The sequence below is a fragment of the Gaetbulibacter sp. M240 genome (genome assembly GCF_043876815.1).
In the GTDB taxonomy this organism is placed as follows: domain Bacteria; phylum Bacteroidota; class Bacteroidia; order Flavobacteriales; family Flavobacteriaceae; genus Gaetbulibacter_A.
This window is the reverse complement of record NZ_JBAWKA010000005.1, coordinates 279,976-299,804: the sequence shown is the minus strand read 5'-3', so window position 1 is coordinate 299,804 and position 19,829 is coordinate 279,976. Positions and strand designations below refer to the sequence as shown.

20 protein-coding genes are annotated in these 19,829 nt (G+C 32.4%); all 20 read left to right on the top strand.

What is annotated here, in order from left to right; all coding sequences use genetic code 11:
• The first annotated feature begins 197 nt into the window (after positions 1-197).
• A complete protein-coding gene (locus tag V8G61_RS14485) occupies positions 198-1,724 on the top strand; it encodes a serine hydrolase (RefSeq protein WP_394876604.1) in 1,527 nt (508 codons plus the stop codon).
• Between the two features lie 115 nt (positions 1,725-1,839).
• A complete protein-coding gene (locus tag V8G61_RS14480; RefSeq protein ID WP_394876603.1) occupies positions 1,840-2,397 on the top strand; it encodes a hypothetical protein in 558 nt (185 codons plus the stop codon).
• A 127-nt stretch (positions 2,398-2,524) separates the two neighbouring features.
• A complete protein-coding gene (locus V8G61_RS14475; RefSeq protein WP_394876601.1) occupies positions 2,525-3,301 on the top strand; it encodes a DUF6090 family protein in 777 nt (258 codons plus the stop codon).
• Between the two features lie 159 nt (positions 3,302-3,460).
• Entirely contained in the window at positions 3,461-4,912 is a 1,452-nt protein-coding gene (locus V8G61_RS14470; RefSeq protein ID WP_394876600.1) for a P1 family peptidase, read from the top strand.
• A 139-nt stretch (positions 4,913-5,051) separates the two neighbouring features.
• Entirely contained in the window at positions 5,052-5,558 is a 507-nt protein-coding gene (locus V8G61_RS14465) for a hypothetical protein (RefSeq protein ID WP_394876599.1), read from the top strand.
• Positions 5,559-5,714: 156 nt separating this feature from the next.
• Entirely contained in the window at positions 5,715-6,197 is a 483-nt protein-coding gene (locus tag V8G61_RS14460; RefSeq protein ID WP_394876598.1) for a nuclear transport factor 2 family protein, read from the top strand.
• A gap of 142 nt (positions 6,198-6,339) precedes the next feature.
• Entirely contained in the window at positions 6,340-7,041 is a 702-nt protein-coding gene (locus V8G61_RS14455; RefSeq protein ID WP_394876596.1) for a hypothetical protein, read from the top strand.
• 168 nt (positions 7,042-7,209) lie between these two features.
• Positions 7,210-8,589 (top strand): TlpA family protein disulfide reductase, encoded by a 1,380-nt coding sequence (locus V8G61_RS14450; RefSeq protein WP_394876595.1) that lies wholly within the window; start codon positions 7,210-7,212, stop codon positions 8,587-8,589.
• A gap of 201 nt (positions 8,590-8,790) precedes the next feature.
• Positions 8,791-9,936 (top strand): serine hydrolase domain-containing protein, encoded by a 1,146-nt coding sequence (locus tag V8G61_RS14445; RefSeq protein ID WP_394876594.1) that lies wholly within the window; start codon positions 8,791-8,793, stop codon positions 9,934-9,936.
• Between the two features lie 7 nt (positions 9,937-9,943).
• A complete protein-coding gene (locus V8G61_RS14440; protein ID WP_394876593.1) occupies positions 9,944-11,335 on the top strand; it encodes a sodium:solute symporter in 1,392 nt (463 codons plus the stop codon).
• Between the two features lie 294 nt (positions 11,336-11,629).
• Positions 11,630-12,799, top strand: coding sequence for a serine hydrolase domain-containing protein (locus V8G61_RS14435; RefSeq protein WP_394876592.1), 1,170 nt, complete (start codon positions 11,630-11,632; stop codon positions 12,797-12,799).
• 85 nt (positions 12,800-12,884) lie between these two features.
• The gene (locus tag V8G61_RS14430) at positions 12,885-14,078 is read left to right on the top strand and encodes a dipeptidase (protein WP_394876591.1); all 1,194 of its coding nucleotides are present in this window, start codon (positions 12,885-12,887) and stop codon (positions 14,076-14,078) included.
• Positions 14,079-14,245: 167 nt separating this feature from the next.
• Positions 14,246-15,028 (top strand): DUF6090 family protein, encoded by a 783-nt coding sequence (locus V8G61_RS14425; RefSeq protein ID WP_394876590.1) that lies wholly within the window; start codon positions 14,246-14,248, stop codon positions 15,026-15,028.
• Between the two features lie 86 nt (positions 15,029-15,114).
• On the top strand, positions 15,115-15,879 hold the full coding sequence (locus V8G61_RS14420) for a DUF6090 family protein (RefSeq protein WP_394876589.1): 765 nt from the start codon (positions 15,115-15,117) through the stop codon (positions 15,877-15,879).
• 339 nt (positions 15,880-16,218) lie between these two features.
• Positions 16,219-16,569, top strand: a complete 351-nt coding sequence (locus V8G61_RS14415) for a DUF6970 domain-containing protein (protein WP_394876588.1) — start codon at positions 16,219-16,221, stop codon at positions 16,567-16,569.
• Between the two features lie 319 nt (positions 16,570-16,888).
• Complete coding sequence (locus V8G61_RS14410) at positions 16,889-17,626, top strand: DUF6090 family protein (protein ID WP_394876587.1); 738 nt, start codon at positions 16,889-16,891, stop codon at positions 17,624-17,626.
• 249 nt (positions 17,627-17,875) lie between these two features.
• On the top strand, positions 17,876-18,166 hold the full coding sequence (locus tag V8G61_RS14405) for a hypothetical protein (RefSeq protein ID WP_394876586.1): 291 nt from the start codon (positions 17,876-17,878) through the stop codon (positions 18,164-18,166).
• Positions 18,167-18,205: 39 nt separating this feature from the next.
• A complete protein-coding gene (locus V8G61_RS14400; protein WP_394876611.1) occupies positions 18,206-18,598 on the top strand; it encodes a nuclear transport factor 2 family protein in 393 nt (130 codons plus the stop codon).
• 13 nt (positions 18,599-18,611) lie between these two features.
• Positions 18,612-19,091, top strand: a complete 480-nt coding sequence (locus tag V8G61_RS14395; protein WP_394876585.1) for a nuclear transport factor 2 family protein — start codon at positions 18,612-18,614, stop codon at positions 19,089-19,091.
• Between the two features lie 159 nt (positions 19,092-19,250).
• Complete coding sequence (locus V8G61_RS14390) at positions 19,251-19,778, top strand: hypothetical protein (RefSeq protein ID WP_394876584.1); 528 nt, start codon at positions 19,251-19,253, stop codon at positions 19,776-19,778.
• Positions 19,779-19,829: the final 51 nt, after the last annotated feature.

The window sequence follows — 19,829 nt, the reverse complement described above, 5'->3', positions numbered from 1 at the left end:
AACGAGGAAATTAAAGAATATATGAAAACTCTGAAAGAAAAATAACAGTTGCCAACACAGTATATAAAAAATTGCTAGTTTTAGCTAAACCAATGTTAGTTGCTTTGTTTGCTAGCTTCTGATTTTCCCTCGGAAAATCAGAAGCTAGCAAACACGCAACTTTCCATATACCAAACGTTATACTCAATTGAAAAAAAATGAAAATCAAAACATTCTTCTTTACTATAATTGGACTATTATTATTCTCCAAATCATACTCTCAACAAATAAAATTAGACTCACTTAATCTACAAATTCATCAACTAATAAAGGACTTTGACGTACCTGGTCTTTCGATTGGCATTGTTCGAAATGACTCTATCATATTTTCCAAAGGGTATGGAAACTTGGAAATTCATAAAGAAAGAAAAGTTGATGAAAATACAATTTTTGGAATAGGTTCAATTTCGAAGTCATTTACAGCTTTAACATTGGGAATATTAGTAGATGAAGGGAAAATAAATTGGGATGATAAAGTTAAGGTCTATCTACCCTATTTTGAATTGTATTCACCTTATGTGACTGATAATTTTACCATTAGAGACTTACTAACCCATAGAAGTGGTCTTAAGGATGTAAGTGGTGGAACACTTTGGTATCATTCAGATTATTCAAGAGAAGAAATAATAAAGCGACTCAAATATTTGGAACCAGTATCGGGCTTTCGAGAAAAACCAGCATACCAAAATGTGATGTATGTAGTTGCTTCAGAAATAGTGAAAAAAGTTTCTGGAATGTCGTGGGATGATTTCCTTAAAACCAGAGTGTTTGATAAACTGAAAATGAATAATAGCATATCTCTTTCAACTGATAGAGAATCTAATAGAAACCTAGCCCAACCACATATTTGGAATGAGGATTATGAAAAAGTTGCCATAAAACAGGAAAAGGGAGATAATCTTGCTCCAGGTGGTTTTATCTACTCTTCGTCAAACGAAATGTCAAATTATATGAGACTCTTGCTGAATAATGGCACATTTGGTAATGATACTATTGTTAGTCCGCAAATAATTAATGAAATTTTCAAACCTCAAATTATATATCCTATAGGTGGTGCTCCGTTTTACAATGAATTCACATCTTACGGATTTGGTTGGTGGCTAACCCCAAAAAATGGACATAAGATAATTGAACATAGTGGAGGTATTGATGGTATGTCTGCTAACCTTGTTATGATAAAAGATATGAACTTAGGGTTTGTAATACTTACCAATGAAGCGGAAGAGCCCACAACTTTTTTGTTGACAGCTAAAATATTGGCGGAGTTGTTTGATGATGACACATATGATATATATTCCAGAGTAATGGATTATAGAAACCAGAATTTAAAAAATAAAAAAGAATCACCTGTTCAGGTTTCTAAAACCCCTAATACAAAACCTTCATTAGAAATTCAAAAATACTCTGGAAAATACATCGACAAAATGTATGGAGATATTTTAATAAATTATACCGAGAGTGGTGGATTAGAAATTTCATTTTCTCATTCACCAGTATTTAAAGGTAAATTAGAACATTGGCATTTTGATACGTTTAAAATAAATTGGAATGACATACGAGTTCCCGATGGATTTTTAACTTTCAACTTTAATTCAAAAAGAGAAATATTAGGATTCTCCATTGACCAAGAAAATTTACTTGACGTTGATTTCGGAGAACTGAACATTTTAAAAAATAAAAACTGAGTATAACAACATGTTTAAGAAATAGCTTCCTCTCGTCAGCTACTCCTCATACACCAACCGTTGTGGTGCATTTAAGCGCCGAACTAAATTAAGTAATTTAAACTGAAAAAAGTAAATGAATTTTTCAAAACATTGTGATTTATGCGAAAATGAAATAACAAGTTTTAAAAACGGATTGATTTGTAATTTGACCACAAAGAAACCTGATTTTAAAAGCACTTGTGCTGAAATTGAACTTGACAAAAAATTTCAAGAAAAAATAGAAATCGCTAATCTTGAATTGGAAATAATAAGCAGAAAAGAAAAATCAACTCATTGGACTTTTTATTCGACTATAATTGGCGGATTTTTATTAATAATTGGCGGGTATTTTTTTTCCGAATGGACTATACATAGTGTTTTTCTATGGTCTGTGAAAATTGGAATAATTGGAGCTGGATTTACATTTCTAGGAATTGCTTACTCTAGACTGAATGGATTCAGGCGAAAACACAAAAAGGTAAAATTGGACAAACAAAGGATCGATGAAATAATAAATAAATACAGAATTGAATATTATCCAAGTTTTGATTTTGAAGAGAAAATTCACGGAATTCAAGAAGTGAATGTAAAAATAAAATTTAAGAATTGGAAAAAAAAACGCACCACAACACCGTATAAAATTAATTGCTAGTGCAAGCCTATTTACGAAAGTCCTCGCGGACTTTCTATCTGTGATTTATTTGCTAAATTTAGTGCTTAAATCACGCAACTAATCTTATACATAAACGTTGTGCTTCATTATCAGAAACCTCTAACCAATGATAAAATTCTTTAGGAAAATTAGACAAAAAATGCTATCTGAAAATAAATTCAATAAATATCTGATTTATGCGATTGGGGAAATTATTCTTGTAGTAATTGGGATATTGATTGCGCTACAAATTAATAATTGGAATGAAGGCGAAAAATTAAAAAAGGAAGAAATAAAAATTCTTCAAAACTTTGAAAAAAGTTTAAATGAAGATTTAACAAGAACTGAATGGGTAACGGAACAATACTTACTAACTAAAAATTCTATTTCTATTCTTGTAAATCATTTAGAACAAAATTTGCCATATAATGACTCTTTGAATACCCATTTTGGTAGAATAACTCAAACTTGGACACCAAGAATCAATACCGAAGTATTTGAAACTTTAAAATCAATAAACTTAAACCTAATCTCAAAGGAAAATTTGAGAAATGAAATCGTTCAATATTATTCCTATTCTAACAATATTTTAAATGATGATATAGATAGATATGTTAATACAATAGAAAATGCAAGCAAGAACATTTTTAATACAAGGTTTAACGCTCTTTGGAATGGGAACTATAAAAAATGGGAAATGACTGAAAATGTTGAAGATTTAGAACTAGAAATGATACCTAACAATTTTGATGAATTGAAAAATGATAAAGAATTCTTATATTTTTTACGGAGTTTAAAAAATATATTTTATTGGCATATTGAAAGAAATCAATTAAAAATAAAACGAGATGCTGAAAGCTTAATTCAGAACATTAATGTTGAATTAGAAAACAAGCAAAATTAAATAACGAAAGCACAACACCGGCTATAATTCATTGCGGCGGAATTTCCTCTCTGAAATTCCTGCGTATTTGCTAACTTTGGTTTACGGCGGAAAATCATAGCGGATTTTCACGCAAAAAAAAACCATAGCCAAACACGTTATATCTCATTAAAGTACTGTATGAAACATAAACTGATATTAGCAATTGTAATCTTGTTTACAACTACAACCCTTGCACAAGATAGCATTAGAGCCCGAGACTTAGGAATACCGTTTGTTGGAATACCTGGACCGAATAATGCAATTACTGATGTTGAAGGAGTGGAAGTTGGATACAGTACAATCATTAAAGGTTCAGGGGAAAACATTATAGGTGAAGGACCTATAAGAACCGGAGTAACTGCAATATTTCCAAGAGGAAAAGATGCAAAATTTAATCCCGTTTATGCGAACTGGTACAGTTTAAATGGTAATGGAGAAATGACAGGAACAACCTGGATTACTGAATCTGGATTTCTCGAAACGCCGATCATGTTAACCAACACAAACAGTGTCGGAACCGTTAGACAAGCAGTACTTGAGTGGTTTGTTGAAACAGATTGGTATAATGGCGAAGACTGGTGGTATACCTACCCAGTAGTAGCTGAAACATACGATGGAGCATTAAACGATATATATGGGTTTCATGTGAAAAAAGAGCATGTTTTGGAGGCAATAGAAAACTCTTCTAATGGAGCCATTGCTGAAGGAAATGTTGGTGGCGGAACAGGAATGGCTTGCCTTGGATTCAAAGGTGGAACGGGTACCTCTTCTAGAATAATACACATTGGAGATTCTGCATATACCGTTGGTGTTCTTGTGCAATCCAACTTTGGAGCGAAAAAAAATCTAACAATTGCTGGTGTTCCAATAGGTATGGAGTTAATGGATTTAAAAAGTGTTGATATAAAAGGAGCTCCACAATCAAAAAGAAAAGAGGGAGATGGTTCTATTATTGTCATCTTAGCAACAGATGCCCCATTGCTTCCGCACCAGTTAAAGAGAATAGCACAGAGAATTCCTTTAGGCATTGGGAATGTTGGAGGAAGAGGGAGCAACGGTTCTGGAGATATTTTTTTAGCTTTCTCAACAGCCAATGAAAATGCCTTTAATCGCTCAGAAAATGTATCCGTCGCGAGTGTTTCTAATGATAAGATTGATCCAATTTTTGAGGCAACTGTTCAATCGGTTGAAGAGGCAATAATAAATGCTATGGTCGCTGCTGAAACCATGGAAGGGATAAATGGAAACACATTTCATAGATTACCTCATGAAGCCACAGTTGAAATTCTGAAAAGACACAATCGTTTTCGATCTATTGAAGAAATTACTGTCGAAGATAAAATCATAGAAAAATACCTCGGTAAATATGAACTTAGACCAGAATTTTATCTAACCATCTTCAAAGAAGACGGAAAATTGTATATCCAAGCTACGAATCAGGGAACATGGGAAATGACCCCTATCAGTCAGAGTACTTTTGAAGTTTATGATGTAGGTGGACGAATCATTTTTAATCTAGATGAAAACCAAAATGTATCAGAGTTAAAACTTGTGCTTAATGGAGAACGTATTGCAAAAAAAATAGAATGACGAGATATAACATCCCCTATACTTCATGCCGAAAAGCTTATATTCGAGAGGTCGGCACGAAAGTATAGCCGAGAACCGTTGTAAACAATTAAACGGAACAGTTCTTGATGACAAAATATTGGTTATAAATTAAGACATTATGAAAAATTTACTGTTTATTTTGACTTCTCTAATCTTATTAAGTTGTAGTAACAAAACGAACAAAAAGAATGATTCTATAATAGGAATGGAATTTCAAAAGTTCAACGAAATAGCAAGACTTTCAAACTATTCTAAAATAAGTGACACTACTGTTTACGGAAATAACCCTGAACCAAAACACGGAATTCTTCATTTACGGGACAAAAAAAACAATCTGATTATTTTAAAAAGCATAACTCTTGACTCAAGAAATGAGAATAGAATTTTTAAAATTTTGGATACTTTAATAATACCAAATTTGAATAAGCCTGAATTAATCACAATTGGATATTGTCAAATAAATGAAGATAACGACGAAAATCTAATCGCAATTGTTGACAAAACCGATAGTTTAGAAATTCAGACTATTAAAAAAGTATGGACAGCTAATACTAGTACTAATAAAATTGAAATTTTAAATAATCTAGACGGAATTAATTGCTTGAATGAATGGTTTTTGGAATAATAACTGTTTACAACAAAGTACATAAAAAATTTCTAGTTTTATCCTAAACCAATGTTAGTTGCTTTGTTTGCTTGCTTCTGATTTTCCTTCGGAAAATCCTTGCACAAAAACACGCAACTTTCCATATACTAACCGTTGGCACACATTGACAAACTTATGAAAGTAAATTTCCGAGAAATATTCATTCTATTTTTATTCACTGTACAAACTATAGATTTAGTTGCTCAACAAGAGACTTCAAAAGTCAATGAGTATGAAAAGTATGTTATAGATCTAACCAATGATTTAACTAAATCTTGGGAAGAATTAAATGCTGACAAATACTTGAGCTACTTTAGCACAAACTTAGATTTTTATATAGATGGAAATCATATTGATTTTAAAGTTCTAGAAGGAATTGTGAGGGATTTAATGCCAAAATTATCAGATTCAACTTTTGAAATTATGGAACCTAAAGTCCACTATGCTAGCTCGAATATCGGAATTATATCATTTAAAATTAAAGAAACATTCTTACTCAAAAATGATAATTATGATGAATTAAAAGGTGTAATGACTCTTATTTGGGAAAAGAAATTGGAACAGTGGAAAATTACCATGGTTCATGAATCATTATCAAAAACAATAGCTGAAAATTAACGTGTGCCAACATCGGCTATAAGTAATTGCTAGTTATCGCTTATCCTGAAAATTCCGCAGGAATTTTCAGCTTTTTGTATACTTGCAAAGTTTAATGCTAACCCCCGCAACTACTCATAGCCGAGACCGTTGTGCGTCATTTATGAAAAACTGCTTAACATTAATATTCACAATACTATTAGTCCATTATAGTTTCGGACAAAATCTGGAAAATAAAGCTGAATTGTGTGTAATAAATATGTTGGGAGCTAAAGTTTATGAAAAGCCAACATTCGAGTCAAAAACTCTGTCTGAATTAAAAGTTGGAGAAAATATAATCATCGAAAAAACAATCCAAACCGAAGAACAATTTGAAATCGGAAAAGGATTTTCTTTAAATGGAAATTGGATAAAGCCAAAAAACATTAATGGATTTATTTTTAGTTCTGACCTGACTGACAAGAATGTAGAAATCGGTCAAAGTGAATACGGACAGACTTTTATAAACCTTTTGGGAATAATGACCGACAAGAAAAAAGAAGAAAAACTTATCCAAACTGAAAATGGTGAGTTTCCAAAATATTTTGAATACAAATATTACGAAAATGGAACTTATACTTATACGAGTTGGGACGGATGTTTTGACCACGTAACGGAGTATAAAAATCTGACTTTAAATGAAGTTTATCACCAAATGGTAAGTGATTATTATGGACTAATGGGAGACAATGAAACTTGGATTCCAATATTTCAAGGGAAAGAAGGAAGTATTATAAAATTTGAGGGAGAAGGTGCAACAGAAGATTTAAAAATTGAAACAAAAGAAAATGAAATAATTGTAGTTTCATCATACGATTGCACATAAAATAACTGTGGGCAACACCGTGTATAATTAATGGCTAGTTTTAGCTTGCTTACGAAAATCCTCCCGGATTTTCTATTCCGTTTGTATTTGCTAAATTAGGTGCTTAAACACGCCACTAATCATAAACATAAATGTTGCCAGTAATTAAAACATCCATATAAAAATAGAATGAACAAAAACAAAGTGGTTGGTAGTTTATTAACTCTAGTGATGTTATTAAATTATTCCTCTTGTCAGAAAAAATCTAATTACGTTATTTTAAGCGGGAAAATTAAAAATGGAAACAATACAATTGAACTAAGGCCGTATTATGACGTTACAGATAAAACTAAGAGAAAAATCATTCATCTAAAGCAGAATGGGACTTTTCATGATACTGTTTATGTTCATAAAGAGGAATTGTATTCTATTTCGGATAACACCAATATTTTTCAGTTTTATATTATACCTTCTAGTAAATATATCCTTGATTATGATACAAAAAATTTTAAAAATGAGGGCATTACCTTAAAGGGCGATAATATTGCCATCAATGATTATTATACAGATAAAACTAGAGGTATCGTATTTTATGAGTTTAATGAAACTGGTAAGTCCGAAAATGAAATTAGAAGTTTCCTTAATAATGTTAAAGAAAAACAACTTGAAAGACTACATAATTCAAAATTACCTAGTTCATTAAAAGCATTTGAAGAAACTTTTATAAACTATGAGTATCTGAGATATCTTTCGCTATACCTGACTGTAAATGAAATTAACAACTTTTCAATAGAGTCTAAAAATGAATTGAATATTGATTACTTTAACGAAAAGGATTATAAAAAATACGAACCTTATAAAAGTTTAGTAACTGACTACTACTTTGAACAGCTAGGAAAAAAAGCGAAGGAAAGCAAAAAGCTAAACCTTTCATATTCACTTTATCAGAATGCAATAAAAGAATCATCATCAATTATCTCAAATGACTTTATAAAAAATGATTTAATTGCTCATTTTGCACCAAATTTTCTTTTAAACTCTGAGGACATTGAATCTTCTTACAGTGACTTTAAAAAATATTATACTGGAAATGACACCCTTATAAAAGCTAAAATGTTGGATTTATATTATCGCTTTGGAAAATTAAAAAAAGGGGCTCCTTCGCCAAAGTTCACTAACTATAAAAACTATAATGGAGGGGAATATTCATTAGACGATTTTAAAGGAAAGTTTGTGCTTATTGATATTTGGGGTACATGGTGTGGTAATTGTTATAGAGAGATGCCCTATTTGAAGAAATTAGAACAAGAATATGAGGATCTTATTATTGTAAGTATTGCCTTTAAAGATGATGAAGATAAATGGCGAGAAATAATAAAAAAAGAATCTTTAACGGGAATACAATTATTCGCAACAAAAGATGACTATTCTTTTTTTGAGGAATATGCCGTAGAAGGCATACCAAGATATATTTTAATCGACCCAGAAAGTAATATTGTAGATTACAGTACACCCTTTCCCTCTGATCAAAAATTTAAAGATTTATTTAAAAGTCTACGTATTAAGTAATTTAAAAAATAACTACTGGCAACACCGCGTATAATTCATTACTAAGTTTCTCGCCTTTCCTGAAAAATCCCGCGGATTTTCCTGCGGTTCAGTTTTATTTGCTAAATTAGTTACTTAAACTCGCAACAAACCTTACACGAACCGTTAACAACAATTAATACAGTGAAAATCCACATCATAACCACCATTCTTGTTTTCTTATTGTTATCATGCAACGAGCAAAAGGAATCGAATAGATTTCCTACTCAGGCATGGGAAACATCAAGTTTTGAAAATGAAGGCTTGAATAGCGCGCCTTTTGATGATTTACTAAACGAGATTGAAAATGGAGTTTACGGTAATGTTGACCAACTGCTCTTAATTAAAAATGGAAAATTGGTATTTGACCAATCATTTGAGAATGACTACGAAAAAATAAGTAAAGGAAAGTCTGGTGCTCTTGGATGCGGATTTGCAACCTGTAAAGATTCTACCATTTTTGGAGACTATAATTACTATCATCCCAAGTGGCATCCGTATTATCAAAATCAACAGGTTCATACCCTACAATCTGTTACCAAATCAATTGCTTCTATCATGATTGGCGTTGCAATTAAAGAAGGGAATATTAGCAGTACAGACGTCAGAGTAGTTGATTTTTTTGAAGATTACGACTTATCAATGGCTGACGAATCTCTCAAAACTGCAACTTTGGAAAATTTGCTGACCATGCAGCTGGGGATGGAATGGCATGAAATGGACAGACCCCCAGATTCTACCAATACTACCGGACAACTTGAACAAAGCAAAGATTGGATTCAGTTTACGTTGAATCAACCTATGGACACTATTCCAGGAACTAAATGGGTTTATAATAGTGGGGCGAGTCAACTAATGTCAGGGATAATCAAAAAAGCAACAGGAATATACATTGATGAATATGCAGAGAAACATCTATTTACACCTCTGGGAATTAAGAATTATCATTGGAAAAAAACACCGACTGGATATACAGATACTGAGGGTGGCCTGTTCTTGAAAGCACAAGATCTAGCCAAAATAGGCTTCTTAATGCTAAATAATGGTCTATGGGATGGACAGCAGGTAATTTCCTCAGATTGGGTTAAGAGAAGTACCTTGAAACATGTTGAATTCGATCATGAGAAGGGCTATGGATATCAATGGTGGAGAGACGATCAAGACGGTATAGAAATCTGGGCTTGTCATGGTTTTGGCGGCCAGTATCTTCTGGTTTTTCCGAAATTAGAAACTATAGCAGTGGTTAATAGCTGGAACATATTTGATGAAGAAACGGAAAGTATATTAAAAGCAGCTAAATCTGCTGTAATTCAGTCAAACTCTCAATAAGGGTCATATGAACTCAAGCCAATGGGTAATCCTAATTTTCGGAATATTGTATTTTGGCTTCATCCTCTTTACCCGAAAAAAAGGAAATTTTGAGGAGTATTCAGTAGCAGGAAGAGGCCTTGGCTTTTTTCTTATTTTTTCTTCGCTTTGTGCTTCTTTTATAGGCCCAGGTTGGTCTATGGGGTTAGTGAGGGAAGGTTTTTCAAGAGGTATGTTTTTGGCTTATCTTCTTCCGCTTTGCGGATTGGGATTGATAATGGTTGGTATCTTTTTAGTTCCCAGAATTAGAAATAGATTTAATGATATATATTCTATTGGAGATTTAGTTGGAGGTATAAAAAGTCACAATCATAAATTTGTTCGACTGGCTACTGGAGTTTTCTCTCTTCTTTTTTTCGGGTCTATCACAGTGGCTATGAGTTATGCCGGTGGTGAATTAGTGAATAACGTTTTTGGCTTTTCTAAAATATGGTCTATAGTAATAGTAACTACCATTGTAATATGCTATTCTTATTTTGGTGGCATTAGGGCTACCATTCAAACAGATTCAATTCAATTTGTTCATTTTATAATTCTGATACCCATATTGGCTATTTTGATATTATCTGAGGAACGGTTTATTTGGAAAGATTACATAGAGGCCACTTCTTCCAAGACAACAAGCGCATTTGATTCGCATCCAATAATTGTAATCTTCAGTTTCGGAGTATTATGGCTTCTGAGTTCAACAGGCCTTGATTCAGGTGGGCTAGGGAGGTTTCTTGCCTCAAAAAGTAATAAAGTGGCTCGAAATTCGACTGTTGCCGCAGGTGTATTTATGGCCATATGGCTTGCCTTGATGGTTTTTATTGGAAGTACAGGGTATTACTTGTATCCTGAACTTGATAATAATGATCAAGTATTACTTTATATTGCTTCAGAACACTTTCCTGGCATACTCTATGGCATTTTCATTATTGCCATGTTAGGTATAGTCATGTCGTCTCAGGATACTGTACTAAATGCAGGCAGTATCATATTTAGCGAAGATATTATAGACGTGTTGAAGCCGATGAAAGAAAAGCAAAAACTTAAAGCTGCGAAACTATATACCCTGTTAATGGGGATAATCTGCATAATTATAGCTAGTTATCTGTCTTCAATTCTTGAAGTGATAATGATTATTACCGAGTTCTACATTCCAGTTATGATACCAGTAATTGTTTTTTCAATTCTTAAGAAAAATTTTCATTGGCAAGCTGCTTTAATATCTATGTTCGTTGGCTTTATTTCATACATCATTTGGAAACAGTTTTTGAGTTTTCTTTTACCTGAGTTAGTAGCGGCTTTAACCCTAAGTACTTTATCATATTTTGTAAGTGATTATATTCTAGCTAAAAAACTAAGATTAAATGATTAGTCTCTAGCCTATTAAAAAGCAAATAATATTGAAATGTGAATGAAATATTTTAAACATATTAAAGAATGAAATAACTGTTACTAACACGGTGTATAAAACATAGCTAATAAGTGTTAAACCCAAAGGTTTGTGTATATTTAGAAAGTCCGCCAAATTTTTAATTTGGCTTTTAAAAAAGAGAAAAATTAAAAACAAAATATAAAAATTCGGCTCTGTGTTAATCCGAAAAGTTAGTCTCTTTTTGCACGCTACGTTTCATACACAAGTTCGTAAGCAGTAATTAAAACCAACCACATGAAAAACCTTTTGACTCTATTGTTGATTACGGTTTGTATTTCTTGTAAGAATCCGAGTGACAAAAAAACTGAACCGGAAGCAATTGGACTGGAAAGACTTCAAACAAGTGTTGATTCCCTATTCAACTCTACAATCGGACAATATGAACCTGGAGCTGCAATTGCAATTTCATATGGACAAGAAATGATTTTTGGTAAAGGCTATGGATTAAGAGATATAGAAACAAAAAAGCCTATTACTCTCAATACTAATATGAGAATGGCTTCAGTTAGTAAGCAATTTACCGCTCTATGCATCTTAAGTCTTGTTGATAAAGATTTACTTTCATTAAATGATACGATAAGTAAGTTCTGGGACTTCCCTGTTTTCAAGAATATTACTGTTGAAAATTTACTAAATCATACCTCTGGACTTGCAGATTACGAAGAGCCTTATTTTTTAGAAAGATGGGATAAATCAAAGATTGTCGAGAATCAAGATATCTTAAAATGGCTTGAGACTAATCCAAAGCCGGTGTTTGAGCCTGGCGATGGTTGGGAATATTCAAATACTGCGTATCTGGTTTTAGCTCTTCTGGTAGAAAAAGTGAGTGGACAAGAATTTTCATCCTTTGCGAAAGAAAATATTTTTAACAAAGCTGGAATGAAACGAACCAATTTTTACAATTTGGCTCACCCTATTGAAATTCCAGAACGAGCCTATTGCTATGAAAGAGATAGCTTGGATAATTGGGAAAAAGTGGATGGCTTTTTCATGAATGGAATTTTAGGAGATGGTGCAGTTTACACCAGTGTCCATGATTATTTGGAATATGATAAAGCTTTGCGAAACAAGAACTTACTTTCGAAAAAGTCTCATAAATTAATATTTAAGCCGAGTAGTACTATTAAAGGAATATGGCCTAATACAGGTCATGAGATGATTGACCTCTATCCTTTCTTTGAAAACAAAGAAATAGGATATGCCATGGCTTGGATTGTTACTGACAACATATCATCACATAGAGGGAGTTGGTATGGCACCAGGACAATGGTTGTAAGAAGATTGGATATACCGCTAACTATTGTTCTATTTATGAATTCAAATACTGATAAGCGAGAACTACTTATGATAGAAACCTATGAACTCGTAAATAAATATTTAAAAACTACTGCTAACAATGGCTAAAAAATCATAGCTGCTCTGCGAGACAGCAACGCTTTTTAGCCAAACCGTTGCCAGTAATTAAAACCAAAATCCTGAATTCAAGAATATGAGATATCTAATAATACTATTTTTCGTTTTAATTTCCTGTAAAAACTCTAATGATAATAAATCTGAATCCAAAACTTTTGAAGATATTCATAATCAGGCGATTTTCGTTGATTCTCATAACGATATTCTGTTACAAACAATGGAAAAAGGTTATATAATTGACGATGACTTAAAGGGAAAAACTCACAGCGATTTAGACAGAATGAAAAAAGGTGGATTAGATGTTCAATTTTTTTCTGTTTGGAGTGATGGTAATCAAATAAACCCTTACAAATTTGCCAATATACAAATAGACAGTTTAGATGCTGTAATTAAAAGGAATCCAAAAAAGATTGTCAAGGTTTCAAATACGGAAGAATTACTATCAGTAGTTGGCCAAAACAAAATAGCAGCCTTAATTGGTATAGAAGGAGGACATCAAATTGAAGACGATTTAAACAAATTAGATTCTCTTTACAATCGTGGAGTACGATATATAACTCTTACTTGGAATAATTCTACCAAATGGGCAACAAGTGCATCTGACGAAACAAAAAAAGATGGAGCGTTAAATTCAGAAAGAAAAAAAGGACTTACTCAATTTGGAAAAGAAATTGTCAACAGGATGAACAAATTGGGAATTATTATAGACGTTTCTCACGTTGGAGAACAAACTTTTTGGGATGTTATTGCTAACACAAAAAAACCGATTATTGCTTCTCACAGTTCTGTTTATAATATCTGTCCTCATCCTCGAAATCTGAAAGATGACCAAATAAAAGCAATTGCAAAAAATGATGGAGTTATTCAGATTAATTTCAGTTCTGGATTTTTAGATTCAACAGTCGGAAAAAAAGAAGATGAATTTCTTGAAAAACATAAATCTGAAATTGATTCTCTCAAACTTTCGGGTGTTAACGAATATCTCGCAGAAGAATTAATGTATCCAAAATATCGTCAAGAGTCAGAAGAATTGAAAGCACCTTTTAATCTTTTAATTGACCATATTGAATACATCATTAAATTAGTTGGTGTCGATTATGTTGGAATAGGTTCTGATTTTGACGGAATGGTTTTACCACCAAAACAATTAAACGACGTTACGAAATATCCTTTAATCACAAAAGCATTAATTGAAAAGGGATATAACGAAAAAGATATTTCGAAAATACTTGGAGGAAATATATTGAGAGTTTTAAAAGCAAATGAATAGAAATAACTACTGCCAACACCGTATAAAATTAATTGCTAGTGCAAGCCTACTTACGAAAATCCTCACGGATTTTCTATTCGGTTTGTATTTGCTAAATTAGGTGCTTAAACCACGCAACTAATCTTATACATAAACGTTGTGCTTTATTATAACCAACCAATAACCCAATGATAAAATTCTTTAGAAAAATAAGACAAAGCTTGCTTATGGATAACAAAACAGGTAAATACCTAAAATATGCGATTGGTGAAATTATTCTGGTTGTTATTGGGATATTAATTGCACTGCAAATCAATAACTGGAATGAAAGCAGAAAGGACTTTGCAAAATCCAAAAACTATTTATCGGAAATTAGGAAGGATTTAGTAGGGGATACCATTGCATTCAATCGATCCATTAAAAGTATTTCCGCAAGTATTGATGTAGGGGAATGGGCTCTCAATAGAATTCACGATAATACGAGTCCTATAGACAGTCTTTGGATGAGTTTTGATGGAACTTATTGGGATACTTCCATAAATGACCGAACCTTTCAAAGGGTTCAGAATGTGGGAGATTCAAAATTTACAGGCTTTGAAAGTATTACAGATGAAATTAACAATTATTACGGCATAACTAAAAGAAGGGTTGAATACAAAACGTCATGGGATGAAAAAGAAGTGTCTGAAAATCAATCCTATATGCTCGACTTAGAAAAGTATATAGAGATAGATGAGTATCGCATGAATATGAATGGTGCCGGAACTCTTGAAAAAACATTTTCAATACGGCAAGATTCTTTGGAACATGTGAGAATGATGATTGATTTTGCGAATTCTACAAGAGGAAGAAATCACTTCAAAAATAACTACGTCCGTCATTCAAGACTTCTAAAAATATTTAAAGAAGTTAAGGAAACGGCAGCTGAGCTTATTATAAAAATTAATAAAGAATTAGAACAAATGGAATAATAACCAAAGCATAACAATTTGTATTAACCATTAAACCGGTTCATACACGAGACCGTTAGCCTTCATTATGACCAACTACTAACCAAATGATAAAATTCTTTAGAAAAATACGTTATGACCTTATGGATAAAAACAAAACTGGAAAGTATTTGAAATATGCCATTGGAGAAATTATACTTGTAGTTATTGGAATTTTAATAGCGTTAAGTATTAATAACTGGAGTTCCTTAAACAAGGAAAAAAGAATTCTATTGAGCCATTTACAAACCATAAAAGAAAATCTGAAAAATGACGAATCTCAATTATTGGAGATGAGAAAATTTAGAATGAAATCGGCAGAAATGAGTACGAAGATAATTGATCAATATAAATCTGGAATTATTGAAGATCAAGTAGATTTTATGGAAACGTTTATGAGTATTGCAAGTGAACGAAAATTCGATTCAGACCAAAGCGGATTCCAAAGAATTAAATCCACTTCAATGTTCGATTCCGAAGAACTATCTGTGATTAGGGAGAAAATACTAGAATATAATAAAGTTGTTGACGCAACAAATTTTATGGAATTCAGACAGAATTCACAAACTGAAAAACTGGAAAGTGAACTATGGAGTGAGGGTTTTTATGATGAGGCTTGGTCTGAATTTAGAATATTCTCAAATCCAAAAAAATATAATAATTCTAAAGACAAAGTTGATTTTTATAAATTAATTGAAAAACACGGAGAGGTAAAAGGAATTCTGCTACGAAATGAATTTTTTGTGATTTTTGTTATTAAACAATATGATGAGATAATCGAAAAAGGAAAAGAGTTAAGTAATGAAATTGAGAATTATATAAATAAAAAATAACGAAAGGCCAACCAAGAACTGAGTTAAAAAACAAGCGATATTAAGCTAATTTTGAAACAACGTTTTCATCTTATGGTCTTCCCCCGCCCTAGGAAGTCTCCTAACTTCGGAGTCCGCTACTTTTCAAACACAAGACCCTTAGCAATCATTAAAACAAACCCCGAAACCTTAACAAGAGATATCTCTAACAAGAAAAATATGATAGGAAAAAATTTATGAATATAAATAATAAATGCTAACAACTTGGCCAGTACTTTCCTATGGTTCGTTCCATTTTTAGTAAGTTACTCGCTCATATTCCTAACTATCTTTACACAAACACAGCAACACACATAAAAAATGACTATAAACCGACAAATTATTTTAGTGTTAGTTTTTACAATGATTAGTTTTAATAGTTGTAAAACATATGACATTGAGAAAGACACACCTGATTGTATAGAAAACTTAAGAAAAGTTTTCGATAAAGAACAGAAATGTGATAATGGCGTAAACGTAAAGAAATATACTTTTCAAGGAAATACTGTTTATGTATTTAACCCTGGAACATGTGGGGCAGATATGACTTCGGAGGTTATAGACTATAACTGTAATAGTCTTGGATTTTTAGGTGGCATTTCCGGGAATACAGAAATCAATGGTGAAGATTTTTCAAGTGCAAAATACGAAAGCACGATCTGGGAAAGATAACGTTATTAAAATGAAAAAGACTATCATTTTGTAATATTGAAATGTTAGAAAGTTATAACAATGACACAGAGATTAAAGCATCTTTTAAGAAAATTGATGATTTCCTTCCAATTTGCTAACACCGGTACTAAAACAAAAAAACACTAACTTTAATCGCATAACTGACTATTGTACGAGACCGTTACATAATATTAAACCAACCACTAACAATGATAAAATTCTTTAGATTATCGAAACCCAATTTTGCAAAGCAAAATCAACGGTCTTGTAGACTTTTTGTTGAGATAGCCGCATGCGGAAAAATTAAAAAGCATTCATCATGATCAAATTCTTCAGACATTTTCGACAAAACCTACTATCAGAAGGTAATACCGTCAAGTATCTGAAATACGCCATTGGAGAAATAATTCTTGTTGTTATTGGAATTTTGATTGCATTACAAATTAACAATTGGAATGAGGACAGAAAGATAGAGGACATTAAACAAAATTATTATCAACAACTTATTGCAGACATGGAAGCGGATAAGGAATACGCAGAAAATATAATTATTGTTTTGGACTCTTCAATTAAAAAATATAACGATTACAGAGAAACTTTTAAAAGACCGTTTGTTAACTTCGAAACAACTTATAAAACTGTTGGAATTAATAGTTTCAATACTAAATCGTTGGAATTCAAAACGAACTCTATTCAATCACTAATAAATACAGGTGATATAAAGTTGTTAGCACCCAATCTACGTGAGAGATTAACCCAATTTAATGCGAGTAAGATGCAAGCATTAAATATATCTAAAAACAATAATGATGATGCTAATAGTATTTTACAAAGTGCAATGATGAGCGGTGGATCTGTAGAATCAAATCTTCAAGGTCAACCAGAATTATTAGCTTTTTTAGATCTTGAAAAAAAGAGACCAGAAATATTTCTTAAACTTGAAGCCTACTTTTCTTGGAAAATTTTTGGAGAAAATGCCACAATTAGACGTTTTCAAAAATTAATAGAAGAGGCCGATATTTTAAAAGACCTTTTAAAAACGGAATTAGAAAAATAACGAAAGTAATCACGATGCCATTACCAACAATAATAAAGAATAACGATTAATAATTCAATCAAATATCTTTTATCATTCTTTGTACTGTCCATACTGATAGTAAGTTGCCGATTCAATCAAGACAAACCAGAATTAAATAAGCAAAAAGTATCAGACGAAAAGGATTCAACCTTAAATAAGCAGCATCAGGACATAAAAGAATTCGTTGAAAAGCTTCTATTTGCGGCTGGAAACAAAAATGTAGAATCCATGAAAGAAATGATCTTTGACCAGGCATTGATTGGGAATACATCCTTAAAAGATAGTTTATGGATAACTAAACAGTGGCCGATTGATGAGTTCTATAAAATATACCAAAACAGCCAATCCAAACCGTATTTAGAAATTGTTGATGATTATGATATTATTCTATCAGACCGCATGGCATTGGTAAAAGCTGATGCTACCATCAATCGTTTTGGAGTACCGGGGAAACGAGAAATTAACCATATAACACTCATTAAATCTGATGAGCAATGGAAACTTTTTAGCATTGCCTGATCTGTTCACGAACAACCAAAAGAAAAATTAAAATTTGACATAAATATTTTCGCTCGAGGTTATGCGCAGGTCTGGAGTAGTAAACGACCCGAGTTTGTTTCTATGTTTTTTGAGGATGACGGAACCTTACAGGTAAACGACGGAGAACCCGCTGTAGGGAGACATGAAATTTCCAATGTTGCACAAAGTTTTATGACCAAATTTCCAGATATGCAGGTGCGTTGTGACAGTTTAGTTCACAAACCAAATGGAATAGCGTTTCATTGGACACTAACCGGAACTGATGCAGACCCAAATGGGAAAGGGCATAAAGTGAAAATTAGTGGATTTGAGCTATGGACCATGAGCGATAATAATCTGATTAAAGATTCAAAAGGAACCTTTTCATCAGAAGAATACAAGCGTCAACTTGAATATGGAATTCTTAATTAAAACCAACCAAAAAATGAAGACTAAAACGATGCTACTCGCTATTTTGACGCTTTTTTATTTAACATCCTCGTGTACGAATAAAATAGACGATCAAGCGGAACAATCAAATGTCCAAAAAACTATTAAAAAGCTTTATAAATCCTTTGAGCAAAAAGACATAAATCTTATGTCTGAAGTGATGGCACACGATGAAAGTATGCTCAGTTTTGGGACGAGTATCTCTGATGTTCATATGAATTGGGAGGAATGGAAGCAAAATCACATAAACCAATTTAAAGCATTTGATTCAGCCAAAATAAACTCTAAAAATTTAAATGTATATTTAAATCAGACTGGCAACGTTTCTTGGTTTGCAGATATTGGTGATTGGGAAATAGTGATGCAATCAGACACAATTCAAATAAGTGATGTTAGAATTACCGGCGTACTTGAAAAAAGGGACGATCTTTGGAAAATTGTCCAGATCCATGCTTCTGTACCTCAAGGTGAATAACAACTTTACTAACCCTGTTTTTGGTTTTACCTGCCGGAAGTCAGGCAGGTTTGTTAAATTAGGTTTATTTATACGTGCTTGCCACAAGACAGACGGAACAAAAAGTTTAAATAATCCTTTCTTTTTCATTTTGGCCAACCTATAAATTATGATAAAAACATGGAAAAAAGAATTCAAAAAATAAGCTTAATCACAGATATAGTGGGTGCGGTAGCCATTGTTATTTCACTTATTTTTGTTGGCGTTCAATTTACAGAAAATACGAAAGCAACCCAGTCGGCAACTGCGGCGAGTACGGTGGCAACTATTTCGTCTTGGTATACTGAAATGGGCAATAATCAACAATCCAGCAGTCTGTTTTGGAACTTTATGGCAAATCCTGATGGATTAAATTCGGAAGAAAGATTTCAGGTTATAATAAGTTTGCATGGTCTGTTTTTAACCTTTCAAAACAGTTTTTATTTAAGTGAGCAAGGAACCCTCGATTCACGTATTCAAGAATCCATTACCAAGGCAGCTATTGGTGTAAAAGACCAACCCGGATTTCGGCTTTTCTGGAAATTGAGACGAGAATTGTTCTTTCCAGAATTTCAGAAACACATTGATGATATCGTGGATACAAATATTGAAATTTCCGAAGGAATGTATCAGTCGGTTAAAGGTCCAAAATCAACTGATGATGAATAAATAGATCAACTAACTTTTCTAACATAGAAAATAAAATAATTTAATACTCAG

What these genes read in the sequence shown, in the direction of transcription:
- V8G61_RS14485 (WP_394876604.1), top strand. Translation starts at nt 198, where the DNA reads ATGAAAATCAAAACATTCTTCTTTACTATAATTGGACTATTATTATTC.
- V8G61_RS14480 (WP_394876603.1), top strand. Translation starts at nt 1,840, where the DNA reads ATGAATTTTTCAAAACATTGTGATTTATGCGAAAATGAAATAACAAGT.
- V8G61_RS14475 (WP_394876601.1), top strand. Translation starts at nt 2,525, where the DNA reads ATGATAAAATTCTTTAGGAAAATTAGACAAAAAATGCTATCTGAAAAT.
- V8G61_RS14470 (WP_394876600.1), top strand. Translation starts at nt 3,461, where the DNA reads ATGAAACATAAACTGATATTAGCAATTGTAATCTTGTTTACAACTACA.
- V8G61_RS14465 (WP_394876599.1), top strand. Translation starts at nt 5,052, where the DNA reads ATGAAAAATTTACTGTTTATTTTGACTTCTCTAATCTTATTAAGTTGT.
- V8G61_RS14460 (WP_394876598.1), top strand. Translation starts at nt 5,715, where the DNA reads ATGAAAGTAAATTTCCGAGAAATATTCATTCTATTTTTATTCACTGTA.
- V8G61_RS14455 (WP_394876596.1), top strand. Translation starts at nt 6,340, where the DNA reads ATGAAAAACTGCTTAACATTAATATTCACAATACTATTAGTCCATTAT.
- V8G61_RS14450 (WP_394876595.1), top strand. Translation starts at nt 7,210, where the DNA reads ATGAACAAAAACAAAGTGGTTGGTAGTTTATTAACTCTAGTGATGTTA.
- V8G61_RS14440 (WP_394876593.1), top strand. Translation starts at nt 9,944, where the DNA reads ATGAACTCAAGCCAATGGGTAATCCTAATTTTCGGAATATTGTATTTT.
- V8G61_RS14435 (WP_394876592.1), top strand. Translation starts at nt 11,630, where the DNA reads ATGAAAAACCTTTTGACTCTATTGTTGATTACGGTTTGTATTTCTTGT.
- V8G61_RS14430 (WP_394876591.1), top strand. Translation starts at nt 12,885, where the DNA reads ATGAGATATCTAATAATACTATTTTTCGTTTTAATTTCCTGTAAAAAC.
- V8G61_RS14425 (WP_394876590.1), top strand. Translation starts at nt 14,246, where the DNA reads ATGATAAAATTCTTTAGAAAAATAAGACAAAGCTTGCTTATGGATAAC.
- V8G61_RS14420 (WP_394876589.1), top strand. Translation starts at nt 15,115, where the DNA reads ATGATAAAATTCTTTAGAAAAATACGTTATGACCTTATGGATAAAAAC.
- V8G61_RS14415 (WP_394876588.1), top strand. Translation starts at nt 16,219, where the DNA reads ATGACTATAAACCGACAAATTATTTTAGTGTTAGTTTTTACAATGATT.
- V8G61_RS14410 (WP_394876587.1), top strand. Translation starts at nt 16,889, where the DNA reads ATGATCAAATTCTTCAGACATTTTCGACAAAACCTACTATCAGAAGGT.
- V8G61_RS14405 (WP_394876586.1), top strand. Translation starts at nt 17,876, where the DNA reads ATGAAAGAAATGATCTTTGACCAGGCATTGATTGGGAATACATCCTTA.
- V8G61_RS14395 (WP_394876585.1), top strand. Translation starts at nt 18,612, where the DNA reads ATGAAGACTAAAACGATGCTACTCGCTATTTTGACGCTTTTTTATTTA.
- V8G61_RS14390 (WP_394876584.1), top strand. Translation starts at nt 19,251, where the DNA reads ATGGAAAAAAGAATTCAAAAAATAAGCTTAATCACAGATATAGTGGGT.